The sequence below is a fragment of the Eisenibacter elegans DSM 3317 genome (assembly GCF_000430505.1).
GTDB classification, from domain to species: Bacteria; Bacteroidota; Bacteroidia; order Cytophagales; family Microscillaceae; genus Eisenibacter; species Eisenibacter elegans.
Map to the genome: position 1 here is coordinate 215,560 of NZ_AUMD01000020.1, position 15,483 is coordinate 231,042.

Annotated in this window: 11 protein-coding genes; 6 read left to right on the top strand and 5 right to left on the bottom strand. The window is 49.5% G+C overall.

Going from position 1 to position 15,483, the window contains the following annotated elements:
* Nucleotides 1-227: 227 nt before the first annotated feature.
* Nucleotides 228-725, top strand: coding sequence for a hypothetical protein (locus tag G499_RS0108575; RefSeq protein ID WP_026999603.1), 498 nt, complete (start codon nt 228-230; stop codon nt 723-725).
* Nucleotides 726-904: 179 nt separating this feature from the next.
* Here the strand turns inward: G499_RS0108575 and G499_RS0108585 are convergent, their stop codons facing one another.
* The 3 genes from G499_RS0108585 to G499_RS0108595 form a co-directional block, all read right to left on the bottom strand.
* Nucleotides 905-1,972 carry a DUF6268 family outer membrane beta-barrel protein gene (locus G499_RS0108585; protein WP_026999604.1) on the bottom strand — a complete coding sequence of 356 codons (1,068 nt, stop codon included), beginning with the start codon at nt 1,970-1,972 and terminating at the stop codon, nt 905-907.
* A 146-nt stretch (nt 1,973-2,118) separates the two neighbouring features.
* Nucleotides 2,119-3,723, bottom strand: a complete 1,605-nt coding sequence (locus tag G499_RS0108590; protein ID WP_026999605.1) for an acyl-CoA carboxylase subunit beta — start codon at nt 3,721-3,723, stop codon at nt 2,119-2,121.
* Between the two features lie 129 nt (nt 3,724-3,852).
* On the bottom strand, nt 3,853-5,877 hold the full coding sequence (locus G499_RS0108595; RefSeq protein ID WP_035726953.1) for an acetyl/propionyl/methylcrotonyl-CoA carboxylase subunit alpha: 2,025 nt from the start codon (nt 5,875-5,877) through the stop codon (nt 3,853-3,855).
* A 270-nt stretch (nt 5,878-6,147) separates the two neighbouring features.
* On the opposite strand from G499_RS0108595, the gene G499_RS0108605 reads away from it, so the two are divergent.
* Together G499_RS0108605 and G499_RS0108610 are read left to right on the top strand one after the other, a co-directional pair.
* Entirely contained in the window at nt 6,148-6,768 is a 621-nt protein-coding gene (locus G499_RS0108605; RefSeq protein ID WP_154658379.1) for a hypothetical protein, read from the top strand.
* A 19-nt stretch (nt 6,769-6,787) separates the two neighbouring features.
* Nucleotides 6,788-7,345 carry a YdeI/OmpD-associated family protein gene (locus G499_RS0108610; protein ID WP_026999608.1) on the top strand — a complete coding sequence of 186 codons (558 nt, stop codon included), beginning with the start codon at nt 6,788-6,790 and terminating at the stop codon, nt 7,343-7,345.
* Nucleotides 7,346-7,508: 163 nt separating this feature from the next.
* Here the strand turns inward: G499_RS0108610 and G499_RS0108615 are convergent, their stop codons facing one another.
* Nucleotides 7,509-9,347, bottom strand: a complete 1,839-nt coding sequence (locus tag G499_RS0108615) for a PAS domain S-box protein (protein WP_026999609.1) — start codon at nt 9,345-9,347, stop codon at nt 7,509-7,511.
* A gap of 403 nt (nt 9,348-9,750) precedes the next feature.
* Here G499_RS0108615 and G499_RS19290 point away from each other — a divergent pair, with 403 nt between their 5' ends.
* The 3 genes from G499_RS19290 to G499_RS0108630 all read left to right on the top strand — a co-directional run bounded on the left by G499_RS19290 (nt 9,751) and on the right by G499_RS0108630 (nt 12,832).
* Nucleotides 9,751-11,328: a CoA transferase gene (locus tag G499_RS19290; RefSeq protein ID WP_081413721.1), complete on the top strand. Its 1,578-nt coding sequence runs from the start codon at nt 9,751-9,753 to the stop codon at nt 11,326-11,328.
* 329 nt (nt 11,329-11,657) lie between these two features.
* Nucleotides 11,658-12,488: an enoyl-CoA hydratase/isomerase family protein gene (locus G499_RS0108625; protein WP_342663927.1), complete on the top strand. Its 831-nt coding sequence runs from the start codon at nt 11,658-11,660 to the stop codon at nt 12,486-12,488.
* Between the two features lie 26 nt (nt 12,489-12,514).
* On the top strand, nt 12,515-12,832 hold the full coding sequence (locus G499_RS0108630) for an AtuA-related protein (protein ID WP_026999611.1): 318 nt from the start codon (nt 12,515-12,517) through the stop codon (nt 12,830-12,832).
* Nucleotides 12,833-12,927: 95 nt separating this feature from the next.
* On the opposite strand, the gene G499_RS0108635 is transcribed toward G499_RS0108630, so the two are convergent.
* Nucleotides 12,928-15,093, bottom strand: coding sequence for a hypothetical protein (locus G499_RS0108635; RefSeq protein WP_154658380.1), 2,166 nt, complete (start codon nt 15,091-15,093; stop codon nt 12,928-12,930).
* Between the last annotated feature and the right edge of the window lie 390 nt (nt 15,094-15,483).

Genomic DNA, 15,483 nt, shown 5'->3' on the forward strand with positions numbered 1-15,483 from the left:
ATGTCTTTTCGTCAGTGCCAATTACAACATCTTGACTTTGTGTTTACTAGCATTGTTTTTTCGATAACAGCTAGCCTACGTCTACAGCTCCGCACCATTAAGCGTATCAAAGCCTAGTTACAGACTAGGTCGTTTATAGATAAATAGCCTACCTTTCGGACAACGCACAAGGGTATGCTTACGTATAAACAATCGTTATATTTCTCTAAACTCTAACCACAAACACAATGAAACTACGCTACCTTTTGTATTGCCTTCCTTTATGGCTATTACTTACAGCTTGCCCTTATTCTTCGGAAGTACCCCTGAAAGCACCCGATGAAAAAGTCAACAATGCGCTTTTGGGTAAATGGATTGAGGAATCATCTTCGGATAACCCTACTTTTTTTGTGATTACCAAAACGGGGGAAAAAACCTATCAGTTTGAGCAAAACGACTACAACAGCTCTGACGAAGTATACACCCAGAAATATTTCGAAGCCCACCTGACCAAAATTGGCAGTGTTAATTTTCTTAACCTCAAAGAACCAGATGATGAAGGCGGGAAGTACTACTTCTTCAAGCTTGACAAAAATGATGATGGCAAAAGTTTTGTACTCTATGAAGTAACCGACAACATCGACGAAACTTTTGACAACTCTGCCGCAATGTATGCCTTCTTTGACAAACACAAGGACTTGAGCTTCTTCTACAACAAAGACGAAAAGACCTACAACAAGGAGTAAATTTGCTGACTATCAGCCCCTTTTACTAGCACCAACTTTCGGTAGGTAGCGTTTTCTTGGGGCTTCTCCCCGCCCCTTTTCAGGGGGCAAGCTTGTGCAACTACCACTAAAAAAGCCACCAATACACAAAACAATTCGTGCATTGGTGGCTGATATTTGGTTTTAGGTAGCCTATATCACTAGGGGCTTACCAAATTGATGCTCAAGGTCATATAAAACGGATTGGTGAGGTTGTTTTCCATCAAGAAAGGCTTGTCACCAAAAAGGCTGCGGTAGAAGTCTCCTTCACTATCCACCTCAAAAGACCAGTTGAGGCGATATCCGGCTTGTAGTGACATCCAGTAGTAGTTCTTCACAGCAAACTCGTAAGTAAAGCGGATGCGTACCTCTGCACGGCGCAGTTCGAGTTGATCATACACGGTATTGGGGCTGTTGAACGCACCATTGCGGTTATTGAGGCGATAGGTTTGTCCCTCAAACTCATAGCCGAGCATCAACAAATTGGTGTTGTTAAATGTCCGACGGAAGTTGACCCGCGCTGGAAAGAGAATCTCTGTACCCCACTTGCGGCTAGGGGCAGTGTAGTTGTACATCACCACAGGCAGGTAGTTGAGCGCACCACCCAAGTAGGTACGCGAAGCCCCGATACCCCACTGCAAGCGGTCGTTAGGTTTGCGCCCATACACTACAGCAGCAGCCACACGGGTATATTCCAACGATTGGAACTCGCTGAGGCTGTAGTCGCCATTGAGGTTGGCCGAGCCTTGAAAAACAATGAAATTTTTCGCATCTAAGGGCTTAAAGAGAGTAAAATTGACCCCTAGGGAGTTTAGCCCATTGTCACGCAATGAGGCATTGAGTGGGTGGGATAATTGGTCTGCATTGTCAAACACATAGTTTGTACGCATATAGTTGAAGCCCAAGTTAAGCGTCATACTGTTCTTAGAAATCACCGGGTAAAATACGCCTATACGCAGGCCGTGGTTAAAGCGGACATTGGCTTCCTCAGACTCGCGCCCATCGAACGCGGCAGCGGTCAGGCGGTTAGGTCCTTGGAAATCATACCCGACAGAAATCAACTTTTGCGGACTGATGTCCAATACCTTAGGGCCACAAAAAGCACGAATTTTTTCGGTAGCCTCATACAAGCTAGGGTCAAAGTCGTCAAAATCGTCGTCGTCGTCTTGTGCAAATACAACAGGAGCAGCTAAAAACAGTAGTAGTAGTGTTAGTAAGCATTTTTTCATACTATTCATAAGATTGGATTTTGGAATGGTGGATAAAAGTGTTTAATACGTATTGGCCACAATAATCACATAAAAACCCGAATAAATCAAATCAAAACAGGCAAAAGTACCGAATTGAGACCTGTTTTTCGGCAAGCCGTACACGACTACATTCTAAATATTCCATAACTCCCTGCCGAGCTGATGGTTTGGCTATACACCACTGCCAAGCAAATGGCGAGGTAGTCGCGGGTTTGGGTGGGTGCCAGCAGGCCGTCATCCCAGAGGTGAGCCGTAGCATAGTAGGCTGTCGATTGCTTTTCGAGCTCTTGTTTGAGCATAGCCCCCATCATTTGTGCCTTTTGTTCGTCATAGGGCTTGCCAGCCTTGGCGGCAGAGGCTCGCTGCACAATGTCCATCACCCCTACGAGTTGCTCCGAACCCATCACGCCTATCTTGGCATTGGGATACGAAAAAAGGAAGCGTGGATTGTAGGAGCGCCCGGCCATCGCATAGTTTCCGGCACCATACGAAGCCCCAATCATCAGGGTCAGCAGGGGTACTTTGGCATTCGATACCGCATTGATCATCTTCGCCCCGTGCTTGATAATCCCCTCGGCTTCGTACTTTTTGCCTACCATAAAGCCCGTGATGTTTTGCAAAAACAAAATCGGAATACGTTGCCGGTCGCATAGTTGGATAAACTGCGTGGCCTTGTTGGCACTGTCCGAAAAGAGCACTCCATTGTTGGCAATCACGCCCACAGGGTATCCGTGGATGCGGGCAAAGCCTGTTACCAAGGTAGGGGCAAAGCTAGGCTTAAACTCGTGGAAGTCAGAGTCGTCAATCACCCTTGCCAGCAGCTCGCGCACCTCAAAAGGCACGCGATAGTCTGCCGTAACAATCCCGAGCAGCTCCTCTGCTGGATAGCGTGGTGGCTTTACCGTAGCTGGGTCGGGGCGGAACGCCGCCGGGTCGACGGGGAGGTAGCTCATCAGCTCCCGCGCCAAACGGATGGCGTGGTACTCGTCTTCGGCCAGATAATCCGAGACGCCCGACACCTCGCTGTGCATCGCCGCGCCGCCGAGGCTTTCGTCGTCGCTCTCTTCGCCGGTGGCCATTTTGACCAAGGGCGGTCCGGCCAGAAAGACCTTGGCGTTATTGCGCACAAAAATCGCATAATCCGACATCCCCGGAATGTATGCCCCCCCCGCCGTGGCATTGCCCGTAACGATGGCAATACTCGGAATCCCTTCTTGTGAGCGTTGGGTAATCTCCCGAAACGAAGCGCCCCCTTGATTGAATATCTTGGCCTGCTCGGGAAGGTTTGCCCCGCCCGATTCTACAAAGGTGATGGTCGGCAGGCGGTTTTCGCGGGCTATTTCGGCAAGCCGCATACTCTTTTGGAGCGTGATGTAGTCTACCGTGCCGCCCTTGTTCGTGCCCACATTGGCGATGATCATCGCCAAGTGCCCCGATACCACTCCAATGCCGCCTACGCTAGTGCCTCCTACCGCCACAGCATCTTTAACCTCCAGTCCAGCCAGCGGCATCAGCTCCAGAAAAGGGCTATCGGGGTCAAGCACCAGCGCTATTCGCTCCCGCGCCAATAGTTTGCCCTGCTTTCGGGCTGCCGCAATGTGTTTGTCAGCCCCTTGGAAGCGGCTTTGCACCAGCTTCTCTTCCATATCGGCGACCAAAGCCTGCATTTTCTGATAATTTTCCTGATAGCCCGCCTGCTGCGGGTGGATGTTGCTTTTGAGTATAGCCATTTTCTAGGGTTAGTTTAAGTTTTTTCCTAATCAACAATCAACACATTGGGATTGGCGCACCAACATTCCAGTCCACCAATGTTCCACTCCTACGGGATTTCTTCGTTAAAAAGACCTTTTTAATGGGGTTTAAGACGCTTCACCAATGACCAGCAAAGGCGCTCCAGCCTCGACCAACTGCCCTGCTTGTACCCATACTTCGGTTACTTGTCCGGCCTCGTGGGCATAGAGCGTGTTTTGCATCTTCATAGAGTAGAGCACCAACAAAGGCTCACCCGCCACTACCGTCTGGCCTGCTTGTACAAACACCTGCTGTACTTCGCCGGGCATAGGGGCATTGTAGGTGCCTCCCTGCTGCTGCGACAGCGGCTCGGGCAAGGCCGGAACGAGCTGTACCACCCATTGATGGGGAGGTTTGCAGAGGTGATAGCGTATCTCAGGGCTAAGGGTAGCTAGGGCGATGTAGCGACGCAGCCCCTCGTGGCTGTAATGCAGGGTATGGCTGTGGAGCTGCCAATCTTCTATAACCAAACTGTCAGGGGAGAGCTTCTCACAGCGGAGCTGTAGACGGCGATGGTGGTCATCGAGCCATTGGTACTCAAGTGTATACTCCTCTTCATCGAGGCGGAAGCTTTCGGTCGGGTGGCTGTCGGGGTTGTTGCGCCAGCCGCTGCGCAGGTATGGCAACAATGGCGGATGCTGTTGGCGGCGCTGCTGACAACGGTAGAGACACAGGGCTGCCAAGGCTTCAAAGGTTTGGGCGGCGCTGGGGCGCAAACCATCAAGCAGCTCAGGGCTTTGCTCCAGCCAACGGGTATGCACCGTCCCCTCGCGAAAGCGTTGATGGGTGCAAATCTGATGCAGCAAGCCGAGGTTGTGTGCCAACCCGATAAGTTGACTCCTCTCTAGGGCATAGGCCATTTGCCCAAGAGCCTGTTGGCGGTTGGGGGCGTGGGTGATTATTTTGGCCAGCATCGAGTCAAAGTGTACCCCTACACCATCCCCTTCTCCAAAGCCGCTATCAACCCGCAGCCCTTGTAAGTCTGTGGGGAAGTAGATGCTTTGTATTTGCCCTATAGAGGGGGCAAAATCTTGTAGAGGGTCTTCGGCACAGAGGCGGCACTCAAGGGCGTGGCCTTCAAAGCAGATGTCCTCTTGGGCAAATGGCAGCGGCTCGCCGGCGGCGACCAACAGTTGGAGGGCTACCAAGTCGAGCCCTGTGATGGCCTCCGTTACGGGATGCTCCACCTGTAGGCGTGTATTGACTTCGAGAAAATAGCAGTTTTCGTCCTCGTCCAGTACAAACTCCACCGTTCCGGCATTGGTATAGCCCAGCCCGCGCCCTAGCGCGAGCGCCGCTTGATGGAGCGTATGGCGCGCTTGGGGGGAGATATTGGGTGCGGGTGCCTCCTCAACCAGCTTTTGATTGCGCCGTTGTACGGAGCATTCCCTGTCGCCGAGGTGGAGGAGTGTCCCCTGTACATCGCCCAGAATTTGGACTTCGATATGGCGCACCTTGGGCAGGTAGCGCTCCAACAATACGGCCTCATCGCCAAAAGCGCTGCGGGCTTCTTGTTGTACGGCCAGCAGGGCGGCTTCAAAGTCAGCCGCCTGTTGGACAACCCGCATCCCCTTCCCTCCACCTCCGGCGGCAGCCTTAATCAGCAGCGGGAAGCCCAGCGCTTGGGCGGCAGCTTGTAAAGCCGGAAGGTCTTGGGCGCTGCCCTCATAGCCCGGAACACAGGGAACGCCCAGTTGGGCGGCAAGCTGTTTGGCCGTGATTTTGGAGCCCATTTGAGTAATAGCCGCTGCGCTGGGGCCTATCCAAGTCAACCCAGCGGCTTGGCAAGCTTGGGCAAAGGCCGCGTTCTCGGCCAAAAAACCATAGCCCGGGTGGATAGCCATCGCTCCCGTGCGTTTGGCGGCGGCAATGATTTTGGGGATATTGAGATAGGTCTCGGCAGCGCTGTGGCCTTGGAGCGCGACCGCCTCGTCGGCTTGACGCACAAAAGGCGCTCGACGGTCATCGTCGGCATATACAGCCACCGTGCGGATGCCATAACGGCGGCAGGTGCGAATAATGCGCAGGGCAATCTCCCCTCGGTTGGCAATGAGTACTTTCGGAAAATAACTACTCAAAGATAAGGGAGGCATTGCCTGATATGTTTGATGCATAACAAATCGATTATGTGTAGGTTAGCGGGCTGTAAGTACGCATCGAAAGGTTCGACAAGCCACTTGCAGCCCAAAGTTTGTGGTGGTTATTTACCCGAAAATAAGTCAAAAAATAGAACAATCGAAGCTTTAGGCAGGATAATTTTGATATAAACTGTGGCATAGTGTAAGATTCGCATAAATTTTGCAGTTTTAATCTCTACAAAGCCTGCCACCATAGGCGGCCTACACACACACCTTGTCTAGTTTATGCGAAGAGCTTTACCGTTTTACTTATCCGCCTGTTTTTGGATAACTACTGCCCTGTTGGGGCTAAGCAGCTGTGGAGGGCAGCCAGGATCTCACGAACTGAAGGAAAATTTTTTGGCGCACCAGTCTGACTATGTGGAGGTTGCTAACTTATTTGCTAAGCAAAACAGTATCAAAAGGATGACCATTTTTTCGGCCTACGACAACAAAGCCTGCGATTATATCAACCATTGGCAATACTGTGGTGATGGATGGATGTACCTCAACCCAGACAGCCCCAATGGTAAGCCCCTCAAAGCTGCCACAATCAATGATGTGTTGAGACACGAAAACATCAAAAGGGCTGATTATGACTACTATTATCAATTCTTACAAAAACATCAATTGAGCGAGATTCGCTTTGTACAAGAGGTGGAGACCCTCAAAAACGGGGGAAACCGCGAAAATGCTTGCGAAAACTGTGTCGAATTTAGCTACCGCAATAATGTCGGGGTGCGTCATTCACCCCAGTATTACAAAGCAGCCGATGATATGTATGTCAAACGTATGGAAGATGGGTGGTATTTGTTTCAGAAAAACAGCTCTGTAACAGCCCCGAACAAAGATTTGATACAACAATAAACCCTAAATTACCCCACTGATGGAAGCTGTTTTTTTTAAAACACCGCAGGCCTTCAGACAATGGCTTGAAGCCCATCACGAACAAGAGACCGCCTTGGTTGTGGGATTTTACAAAGTACATACTGGCAAGGCATCTATGACTTGGCCTGAATCTGTAGACCAAGCACTTTGTTTTGGCTGGATTGATGGTGTCCGCAAGTCCATCGATGCAGACAGTTATTGTATCCGCTTTACCCCTCGCAAACAAAACAGTATCTGGAGTGCTGTCAATATTGCCAAAGTCGAACAGCTTATCGAGGCGAGCCTGATGACACCCGCAGGACTGAAAGCCTACAGCTTCAGAACCGCTGACAAGTCAAAGGTCTATGCGTATGAAACAAACCCGCTTGAACTAACAACGGATTTTGAAGCACAATTTAAAAAAGAAACCGCTGCTTGGGCATTTTTCTCAAACCAAGCCCCTTCTTACCAACGATTGATAGTGCATTGGGTGATGAGCGCCAAACAAGAAAAAACGAGACAATCGCGTCTAGACAAAGTCATTGTGGCTAGCAAAGAACAAAAACGGCTTCAGTAAATCCTGATCCAAAACTGTGGGCTAAATCTCATTGTGCCCCAAAATGAGGCCTCAGCTTATCTCGGAGCTGTTTTTCCAAAAATGTCCAGTGGCGTGCCCTGATCCTATACCCATATTTTTAATCTCTGATACTTCCGAGCCCTTGTATGGTGTGTCTAGATTGCTAGTTGTGAGAGGATGTCCCCATTTGATTCCAGTCTTCGAGTGCTTCAGCCTTGGTTACAATCTGATGGATGATTTCATCTAAAGCTTGGGCGCTTTGGTGCAGGCTGTCCATCAGTTGCCTAAAAAAGCCTGACTCTATCGGTTCTTGGCGCAGCAGCCTTACAAGACCAATGATGGAGGCCAAAGGCCGCCGGACTTCGTGGGCTTGTATCCAAGCAATTTCGCGCAGCCGCTCATTGATTTCGAGCAGGGATTGTTGATAGGCTTTGCTGGCGCTGATGTCTCTAAAGTAGACCGTCAGCCCTTCGGTTGAAGGGTAGGCTGATACCCCAAACCAAGTATTGGTAGTTGGGTAGTACTCTTCAAACTGTACGCTAACCTGTTCTGACATTGCCCGTTGGTATTCTGAATAAAATTTGAGTGAGATGGCATCGGCAAACTCATCCCAAAGGTTTTTGCCAATCAGGTTTTGGCGTTGGCGCTGAAGCAAAAGCTCAAAATTTTTGTTGACATAGGTGATCTTCCACTGTTTGTCAACAGCAAAAAAGCCATCGGTGATGCTCTCAAAAATACTGATTACTTCTTGGGCTTTTTGTTCAAGTGCCAGTTGTAGGTTTTTGATGGGGGTAATGTCTCTCCCAAAGCAACTTACCCCTATGATTTGTTGTTGGGCGTTGTAGATAGGATAAAAACGCATTTCGAGGTGTTGGCTTGAGCCATCGGCCATCGGGATTTCATTGATATAGGTAAGGCTCTGTCCTTCTAGTGCCAACTGATAGCGGGCTTGCCAAAAATCTACTTCTACACTGGGATTGTTGACTTTCAGCGCCGAGGCTCCTAGTACGGGTACGGTGTTGTCGAGGCGCATCAAAATGTCTTCATACGATTTGTTGAAGGCCGTGTAGCAAAGTTGGTAATCTACGGCCCAGATAAAATCATCGGTATTGTCAATCAGCGCCTGTAGATTCTGTTTGAGACGCTGTATTTCCTCTTCTTGTTTGAGCCTGAGGGTTACATCGCGGCCTACCCCTTGGATTTCGACGGGGCTGCCGGTCTCATCACAAATGCTGACAAACTCCCACTCCGTCTGGATAAGCTCCTGGGTAATAGGGTGTTCTTGTCGCAAAATAATGCGGACTACCTTGCCGATGTTCATCAGGCAAACCTCGATGACTTGCCGGCATTTGGGTGCATCTTCAGCAACAACCATATCAGAGAGCGAAAGCTTGAGGAGGTCTTCTGGGTGATACCCGAAATGGTTATAAAAATGTTGGTTGGCAAAGGTATAATTCCCTTCCAAATTGATACGAATAAGGCTGTTGCTTTGCGAATGAATGAGCGAGTGGAGATAAGCCTCCCGTTGCTGGAGCAATTTGTTGGCTTGATGGAGTGATTTGAGGTGCTTTTGTAAGAGTTGGGCGTTATCGCGCAGCTGGTCATCGCGGTGGAGCAGTTCCTCTTTGAACTTCTGTAACTGCGCCAATGCCTCCTCTGATTCGAGGCTTTTGTGAGCACTGTGTATGCGTAAAGTTTGTCCTTGGTAGTGGATTTGTTGGATTTGATGCCAAAGCCATTGTGTGCTACCATCGGGCAGCAGGCTGGGGTATACACATTCGCAGCTACTTTTTTGTGACAGCTGACTCAGCTTATGCCGCACAAAATCGCCGTAACTATTCAATATATTATTTTGCCAAAAATCACCATCTGTCTTGATAACCTCGCTATCGAGCTGGTATAGTTTGGCTACCGCTTGATTGGCCATCAATACTTTGCCGCTAAGTATCTCTTGTACCCAAACGGCCTCGGGCAGGTTATCTAAAATTAGTTCAAGCAGCATCTTGGTGCGTTCCTTCTCAAAATGAACTATGTACAGCTAGGTCTATGATAAAAAAGAAGAACGATGTGTCGGAATCAGTAGCTTTAGAATGCTTGTAACAGGGTTTTACGACACCACTATTCGATTTTTCATAAAAGTAAAATGTAACACAGTAACGTTAGATAGCACTAAAATGTTCAGTCTTGGGCGCAAGGCCATAAATTCGTTTTCCATTTTATACCAAGACTCACTTGATTTGAGGGCTCGCTAGGCTTGATTTTTTTGACGCTTACGAATTTTCAGGGTATAGTCCTGCGGATTTGCGCTATTTTTGGGAAGATAGCACAAGTTTTCGCATATTAGCCCTTGTATTGTGGGCTTAGCGCCCAAAAACTCACCAACACTAACTCACTATAATCTGACAATGACAACTTTAGCAGACATTTTTGCCTCTCTCCCGCAGCGCTTCAAGGCCGACAAGGCCGGCGACTACGCAGCGGTGTTTCATTTTGAGTTTGCCCTAGCCGACAAAAGCACCGAGCGCTATACCGTTCGGATAGGCCAAGGGGCTTGCCAAGTAGCGCCCGATTGGCAGGGCGAAGCAGCCTGTACCGTTCGTGCCGATGCGCAGACTTATATTGACCTGACACTGGGCAAGGGTAGCCCACAGATGGCCATTATGACCGGCAAAGTGAAAGTAAGCAATATCCCCGAAATGCTTCGTTTTGCTCCGCTATTTGGCAAATTCACCCCGATTTCGGGCGAAGCGCCCGCTCCGCTAAAGGGTGCACCAACCCGCAAACCCACCCAAGGCCCTTTGCAAGGGCTGCGTATTGTAGACCTCACCCGCCTGCTGCCAGGCCCCTTGGCCACCATGCTGATGGCTGATATGGGGGCGGAGGTCATCAAGGTAGAGTCGCCTAGCTTCAAAGACTACACGCGAGATTTCCCGCCTTATATCAAGGGGGAGTCTGCCGCGTATTTGGCCTTTAACCGCTCCAAGCGTAACTTAGCGCTCGATTATAGCAAGCCCGAAGGCTATCAGGCCTTGTTGGAGCTGATTAAGACGGCAGATATTTTTATTGAGCAGTTTCGTCCTGGGGTGTTGCAAAAAATGGGCTTGGCTTACGAAGACCTCAAAGCTGTCAACCCACGCCTGATTTATGTGTCTGTAACGGGTTATGGCCATACGGGACCCTATGCGCAGTTGGCCGGGCACGATCTCAACTACATCGCCTATGCAGGGCTGCTCTCGGGCAATGCGCAGAGTGCGCCACAAATCCCAACCCCACAGATTGCCGATATTGCGGGCGGCTCTTATATGGCCGTGATTGCTTGTCTAAGCGCCTTACATGCCCGCCAACAGACAGGCAAGGGGCAGTTTGTGGATGTGGCGATGCTTGATGGGGTGATGCCGCTGGCCATCAACAACCTAATGCTCTATACATCTACCGGCCAAAGCCCCAGCCGTGAGCAGGGCTTTCTCTCCGGTGGCTTGGTCAATTACGGCATCTACCCCACCAAGGATGAGAAGTATGTGGTGCTAGGCACGCTGGAGGCGAAGTTTTGGAATAAGTTCTGTGAGGTAGTAGCCCGCCCCGAGTGGAAGAACCGGATGCTCCCCGCTGCCCCCGATATTTTGGCCCAGCACAAGGCCGAGCTGACGGCGCTCTTCACCCAACACCCGCAGGCGTATTGGGTAGACCTTGGCCTCAAGCACGACTTGCTCATTACGCCGGTGTACGAAACCTCTGAGTTGGATCAAGACCCACAGGTGCAGGCTCGGCAGATGATTATCAGCCAAGAACACCCTGTGGCCGGTACGATTAAAAATATCGGGGTGCCGCTCAAGTTTTCGGATACACAGGCCGCACCAGCTTGGCCGGCTCCAGTGCTAGGTGAAGACTCGCTCGCCCTAATGCAAGAGATAGGTCTCAGCCCTGAGCAAATTCAGGCGCTTGCCAAAGCCGGACTGCTGACTTGCCAAACAGCGGAGAGGTAACGCTTGTATGGCCGACTGTGGAGATACAGACCGTGGCGCTACGCTACTCCCCCATCATCGCCCAAGCCCGCGTGGTCGCACAGACTTTATGAGCGGTGACTGATGACTAACGGGCGAAGCTACACCGGCGTAAGCGGCTTAGTGATGCGCCAGCAGTACCCCGCAGCGAAGCGAGGAGTACAGCGGCGCAGCACGACCCCGAAGGGGGAAGCCCCAAAAAAACCGTCGCTTGGCGCTGAGAAGCAAAAGCCCCACAGCAGTGTGAAAATTCACAGATAAATGCTACATTGAACCTCCAAACTACTATTCATCCCAAAACGACGACGCAAATGATGCCTTATACCCAAGCAGAAGTACAGAATTTATCCTCACAAACTTTTGCCTATATTTTGGTGCGGGAGGAGGGGCACACCCTGACCATCCGCCTAAACCGTCCTGAGAAGAAAAACGCGATGAGCCCGACTATGGTGCGTGAATATGCCTATGCGATGAGCTATGCGCATCACAGTCCGCATATATGGGCGGTGGTGTTTGAGGCGGAGGGCAGCGTGTGGTGTGCTGGTGCCGACCTCAAGGCAATGCGCGGCCAAGAAGAACCGAATAACTCTAGTATTCCTGCGTCTGAAGGCGACCAGCCTATCCTGATGGGCGAATTGTTTTGGCATATCCATAAGCCTGTGATTGCCAAGGTACACGCGCCTGTGTTTGCAGGTGGTTTTTTGTTGATTTGTGGTGCTACCTATGTGGTGGCCTCACCGGAGGCGCGTTTTAGCCTGCCCGAGGTCAAGCGGGGGATATTCCCGTTTCAGGTGTTGGCCAGCCTGCTACAGGTGATGCCCGCCCGCCGTGCGCTCGACCTCTGCCTGCGTGCGGCGACCCTCAGTGCGGAGGAGGCCGAACGTTATGGGCTTGTAACACACCTCTGCCCCGCCGATCAACTTGACACACAGGTAGCCGGGCTGCTGGAGGAGCTGAGTCAAAATTCTCCCTCGGCTATCCGCCTAGGGCTCAAAGCCTATGACCAGATGCGCAGCCTCGGCCAAGAGCAACTACACGGTTACCTTGCTCAGATGCTTCAGGAGACCATCCAGACCGCCGATGCGCAGGAGGGGCTGGCAGCTTTTGCCGAAAAGCGCCCCCCACAATGGAAGGGATATTGATTGATACACTTTAAACGCCTACTGAGATGACTAAAAAAGTAAAACTCTATGAAGTAGCCTCTGCCCGATCTGGCGACAAAGGCGATATTTGTAACATTGGGCTGATGGCCAGTAGCCCCGAACTCTACCCCCTGCTGCGCTCACAGGTCACGGCTGACCGTGTGAAAGCGCACTTTGGGCCGCTGATACAGGGCAAGGTAGAACGATTTGAATGGGAGGCTATCGAAACGCTTAACTTCGTGTGCCATCAGGCGCTTGGCGGCGGCGGTGCCTCTTCGATGCGGATGGATCCGCTGGGCAAAAACTTCTCCAGCCTACTGCTGCAGATGGAAGTATCGCTTTGAATTATCGCCTGCCAATGCCCCCACAGGACTAAGAAAAGCCTGTTGGGGCGTGCCTTCCTGTTTGGGGTTTATCTAGTCTGCTTGGGGCAGACTGTCTATTGATCTTTCAGCCTTTTGAAAAGCACCTCAATCTCTTGGATTAAGGCCGCTACCTCTTGGGTTGTATTCTGAAGAGCTGCATACTCCTCTTCTAGCTTTTCTATATGTATTACTGAGCCTTTTGTCTTGGCTTCCTCAAAGATTGTCCGAATCTCTTGGAGCAGCTCATTTATTTGCCCTTGGTTACTGATGATGCCATCAAAGGTTTCATCGTAGTATGTCAAATCGGTTTCGGTGTTTTCGACTCCTTCCTCAAGGATATATCCTAGGTTTTCTTTGAAGTATGTCAAACTATTGACATAGTATTCCACACGATCAAAACTGTCCTTGATGTTAAAAAAAGCCTTGTATGCATTGAGCTTTTCTTCGACGGCGGCCATACTTTGTTTGTTTCCGCCACGGTCAGTCCTTATTTTTTCGAGTTTTGTTTGAATATACTCCATGTTGATACGGGTATAGTCCAAAGACTTTTTGATATATCGCTGGTAGTATTCGTCTTCGTTTTGTAGGGCATTTCGATATTCTTCTTCATAGTATGTTATCTCGGTATGATAATACGCCAAATCTTGCTCAAACTGTAGCTCTTCTTGGGCTGCTGCCATTGTTTTTAGAGAAGTGAAGGGATTGTAGCCCTTGGCCAGCAAGAGGTTTCTCATCGTACGCATCCTTTTCAATTGATAATCCACATCCGAATAATCTACTGTAGCCTCAAGGGTCTCCATCAATTCTTGATATTCTTCTACTCTGATATTTTCCCAAATAGGCAAAGCCATATATGCGTCATACTGACGCTGACTGACGTACCCTTGCGCTATGCTATAACTATAATATGTAGGCAATGACTGAAGCGCCTCTTGTGGGCTATAGTATTGGTTGCCGAAAGTAAAGTCGATTTCGTCTTCGTTATGTAGATTGTATTCCAATACAAGATAATCCCCTCCTCCCTCGCTCAAAGAATCGGGTAAGGGTCCTACGACGACAAAGCCGTCGTTTTTGGTGAGGCCGGCACATAGCCCCACAATCGGCAACTTTATTGCTATGTTGAGCGTTGTGGGGAGTGCTTCTTTTTCTTCTGTGGATGGGCTGCTGGAGTAGGTATCTAGGTACAAGGCTAGGGTATCGCCTTTGAGCGTTAGGGTGATGGTCTTTTCGTCTATATATTCATAAGAAGCGGTATACTCATAGAGCTTCCAAGTCTTGTACAATTGTGCTTTGACGGCTTGCAGCTCGCTTTCAGGGATTACCCCCCTGATGCGTTCTCGTACTTGTTGGTTGATACCAAACTCTCGGAAGGCATTGACTAGGGTCTCTTCGCTGGTGTAGGGGTTGTAGCCAGCCTTCAGGAATACACTTTGGCGTATTGTGGCAGCATAGTAGCTGTCAGCATAGATACTCAGGCCGGCTTTGAGCTGCTCTACTGTTTCTAACTGCTGTTTTACCTCGGGCTGTCTGACGATACTGAGGTAATCGTCCCACCATTTCAGGTACTCCGGCAAACCCATTGTCGGCATCGTAGGCATACGCTGTATACTGTTGTGGCGTGCTTCTGAGATAAAGGTTTTGCCTTTGAGAGGCCGTGCAGGCATACATTTGTCCACAAACTCTTCCACCTCTTTGAGTGCATAAAAATCATAATATGTCTTCACACCTACTTGATCGGCACTGAGATCATAAAAATGCAACACCCGATAAGACAGGCCTCCGTAGGCTGTAAAGACAAGTATCAAACACCCTTCGGTTGGGCTCTTGGGTATATATTTGACGATTTGGTGTCGGCCTGCTTCGTGGTCATCATCTTGATTGTTTTCGTCATAGACAAAGTCACTATCATAATAGCTGCTGCACTTGTTGTCATCAGCATACCTATAGTCATAGTCGGTATACTCATAGTCCCAATAATTATCCCCGCCACTGTTTATGTAGAGTACATTGTCTTTGAAACTAAGCGTAACCTTATATTCGGTATTGAAGGCAAAATTTTTGTCTCTGAGGGTATATTGTAGTATCCAACGCGTAGCCGTCAGCTGTTTGGGAGGCTTGATAGGTTTGTCTTTTTTAGTTTTCTCCGAAGCAGCCTTTTGCGCGAAGGCCGGTGTGTATGAAACTCCGGCAATAGCCAAAGACAAGCACACAAGTAGACTCAGATAGATTGTTTTTTTCATAAAAATAAAATAATGTAATGCATAATAAACATAAACCAACAAGGTAGCTTTCGCTGGTTCAGCTTGAGTTTACTCGTTGCTTGTGGAAAAACGAACGCAAAATACAAAAGTTTCGTATGGCAGCTGGGGTATTCAGCTCTTAAAAAAATAGGCACATTGGTAATTTCAGCGCAAGTACTTAATATTAGCACCCCACTACCAAAACAGTTGGGCAAAATAAGTAAAAACCGTGCTACGCCGCTGGCGGATACCCACGGTGCTGTTTCATAGTCTGAGCTACTTTTTTGAAAATAATCCCCCTCAAAAGAATCCATCTCGTCTTTAGGACAACCAAGTACTCAAAAAAAACGTTGCACAGAAGGATAAACCCTGCGCAATTGTGTATCTTTG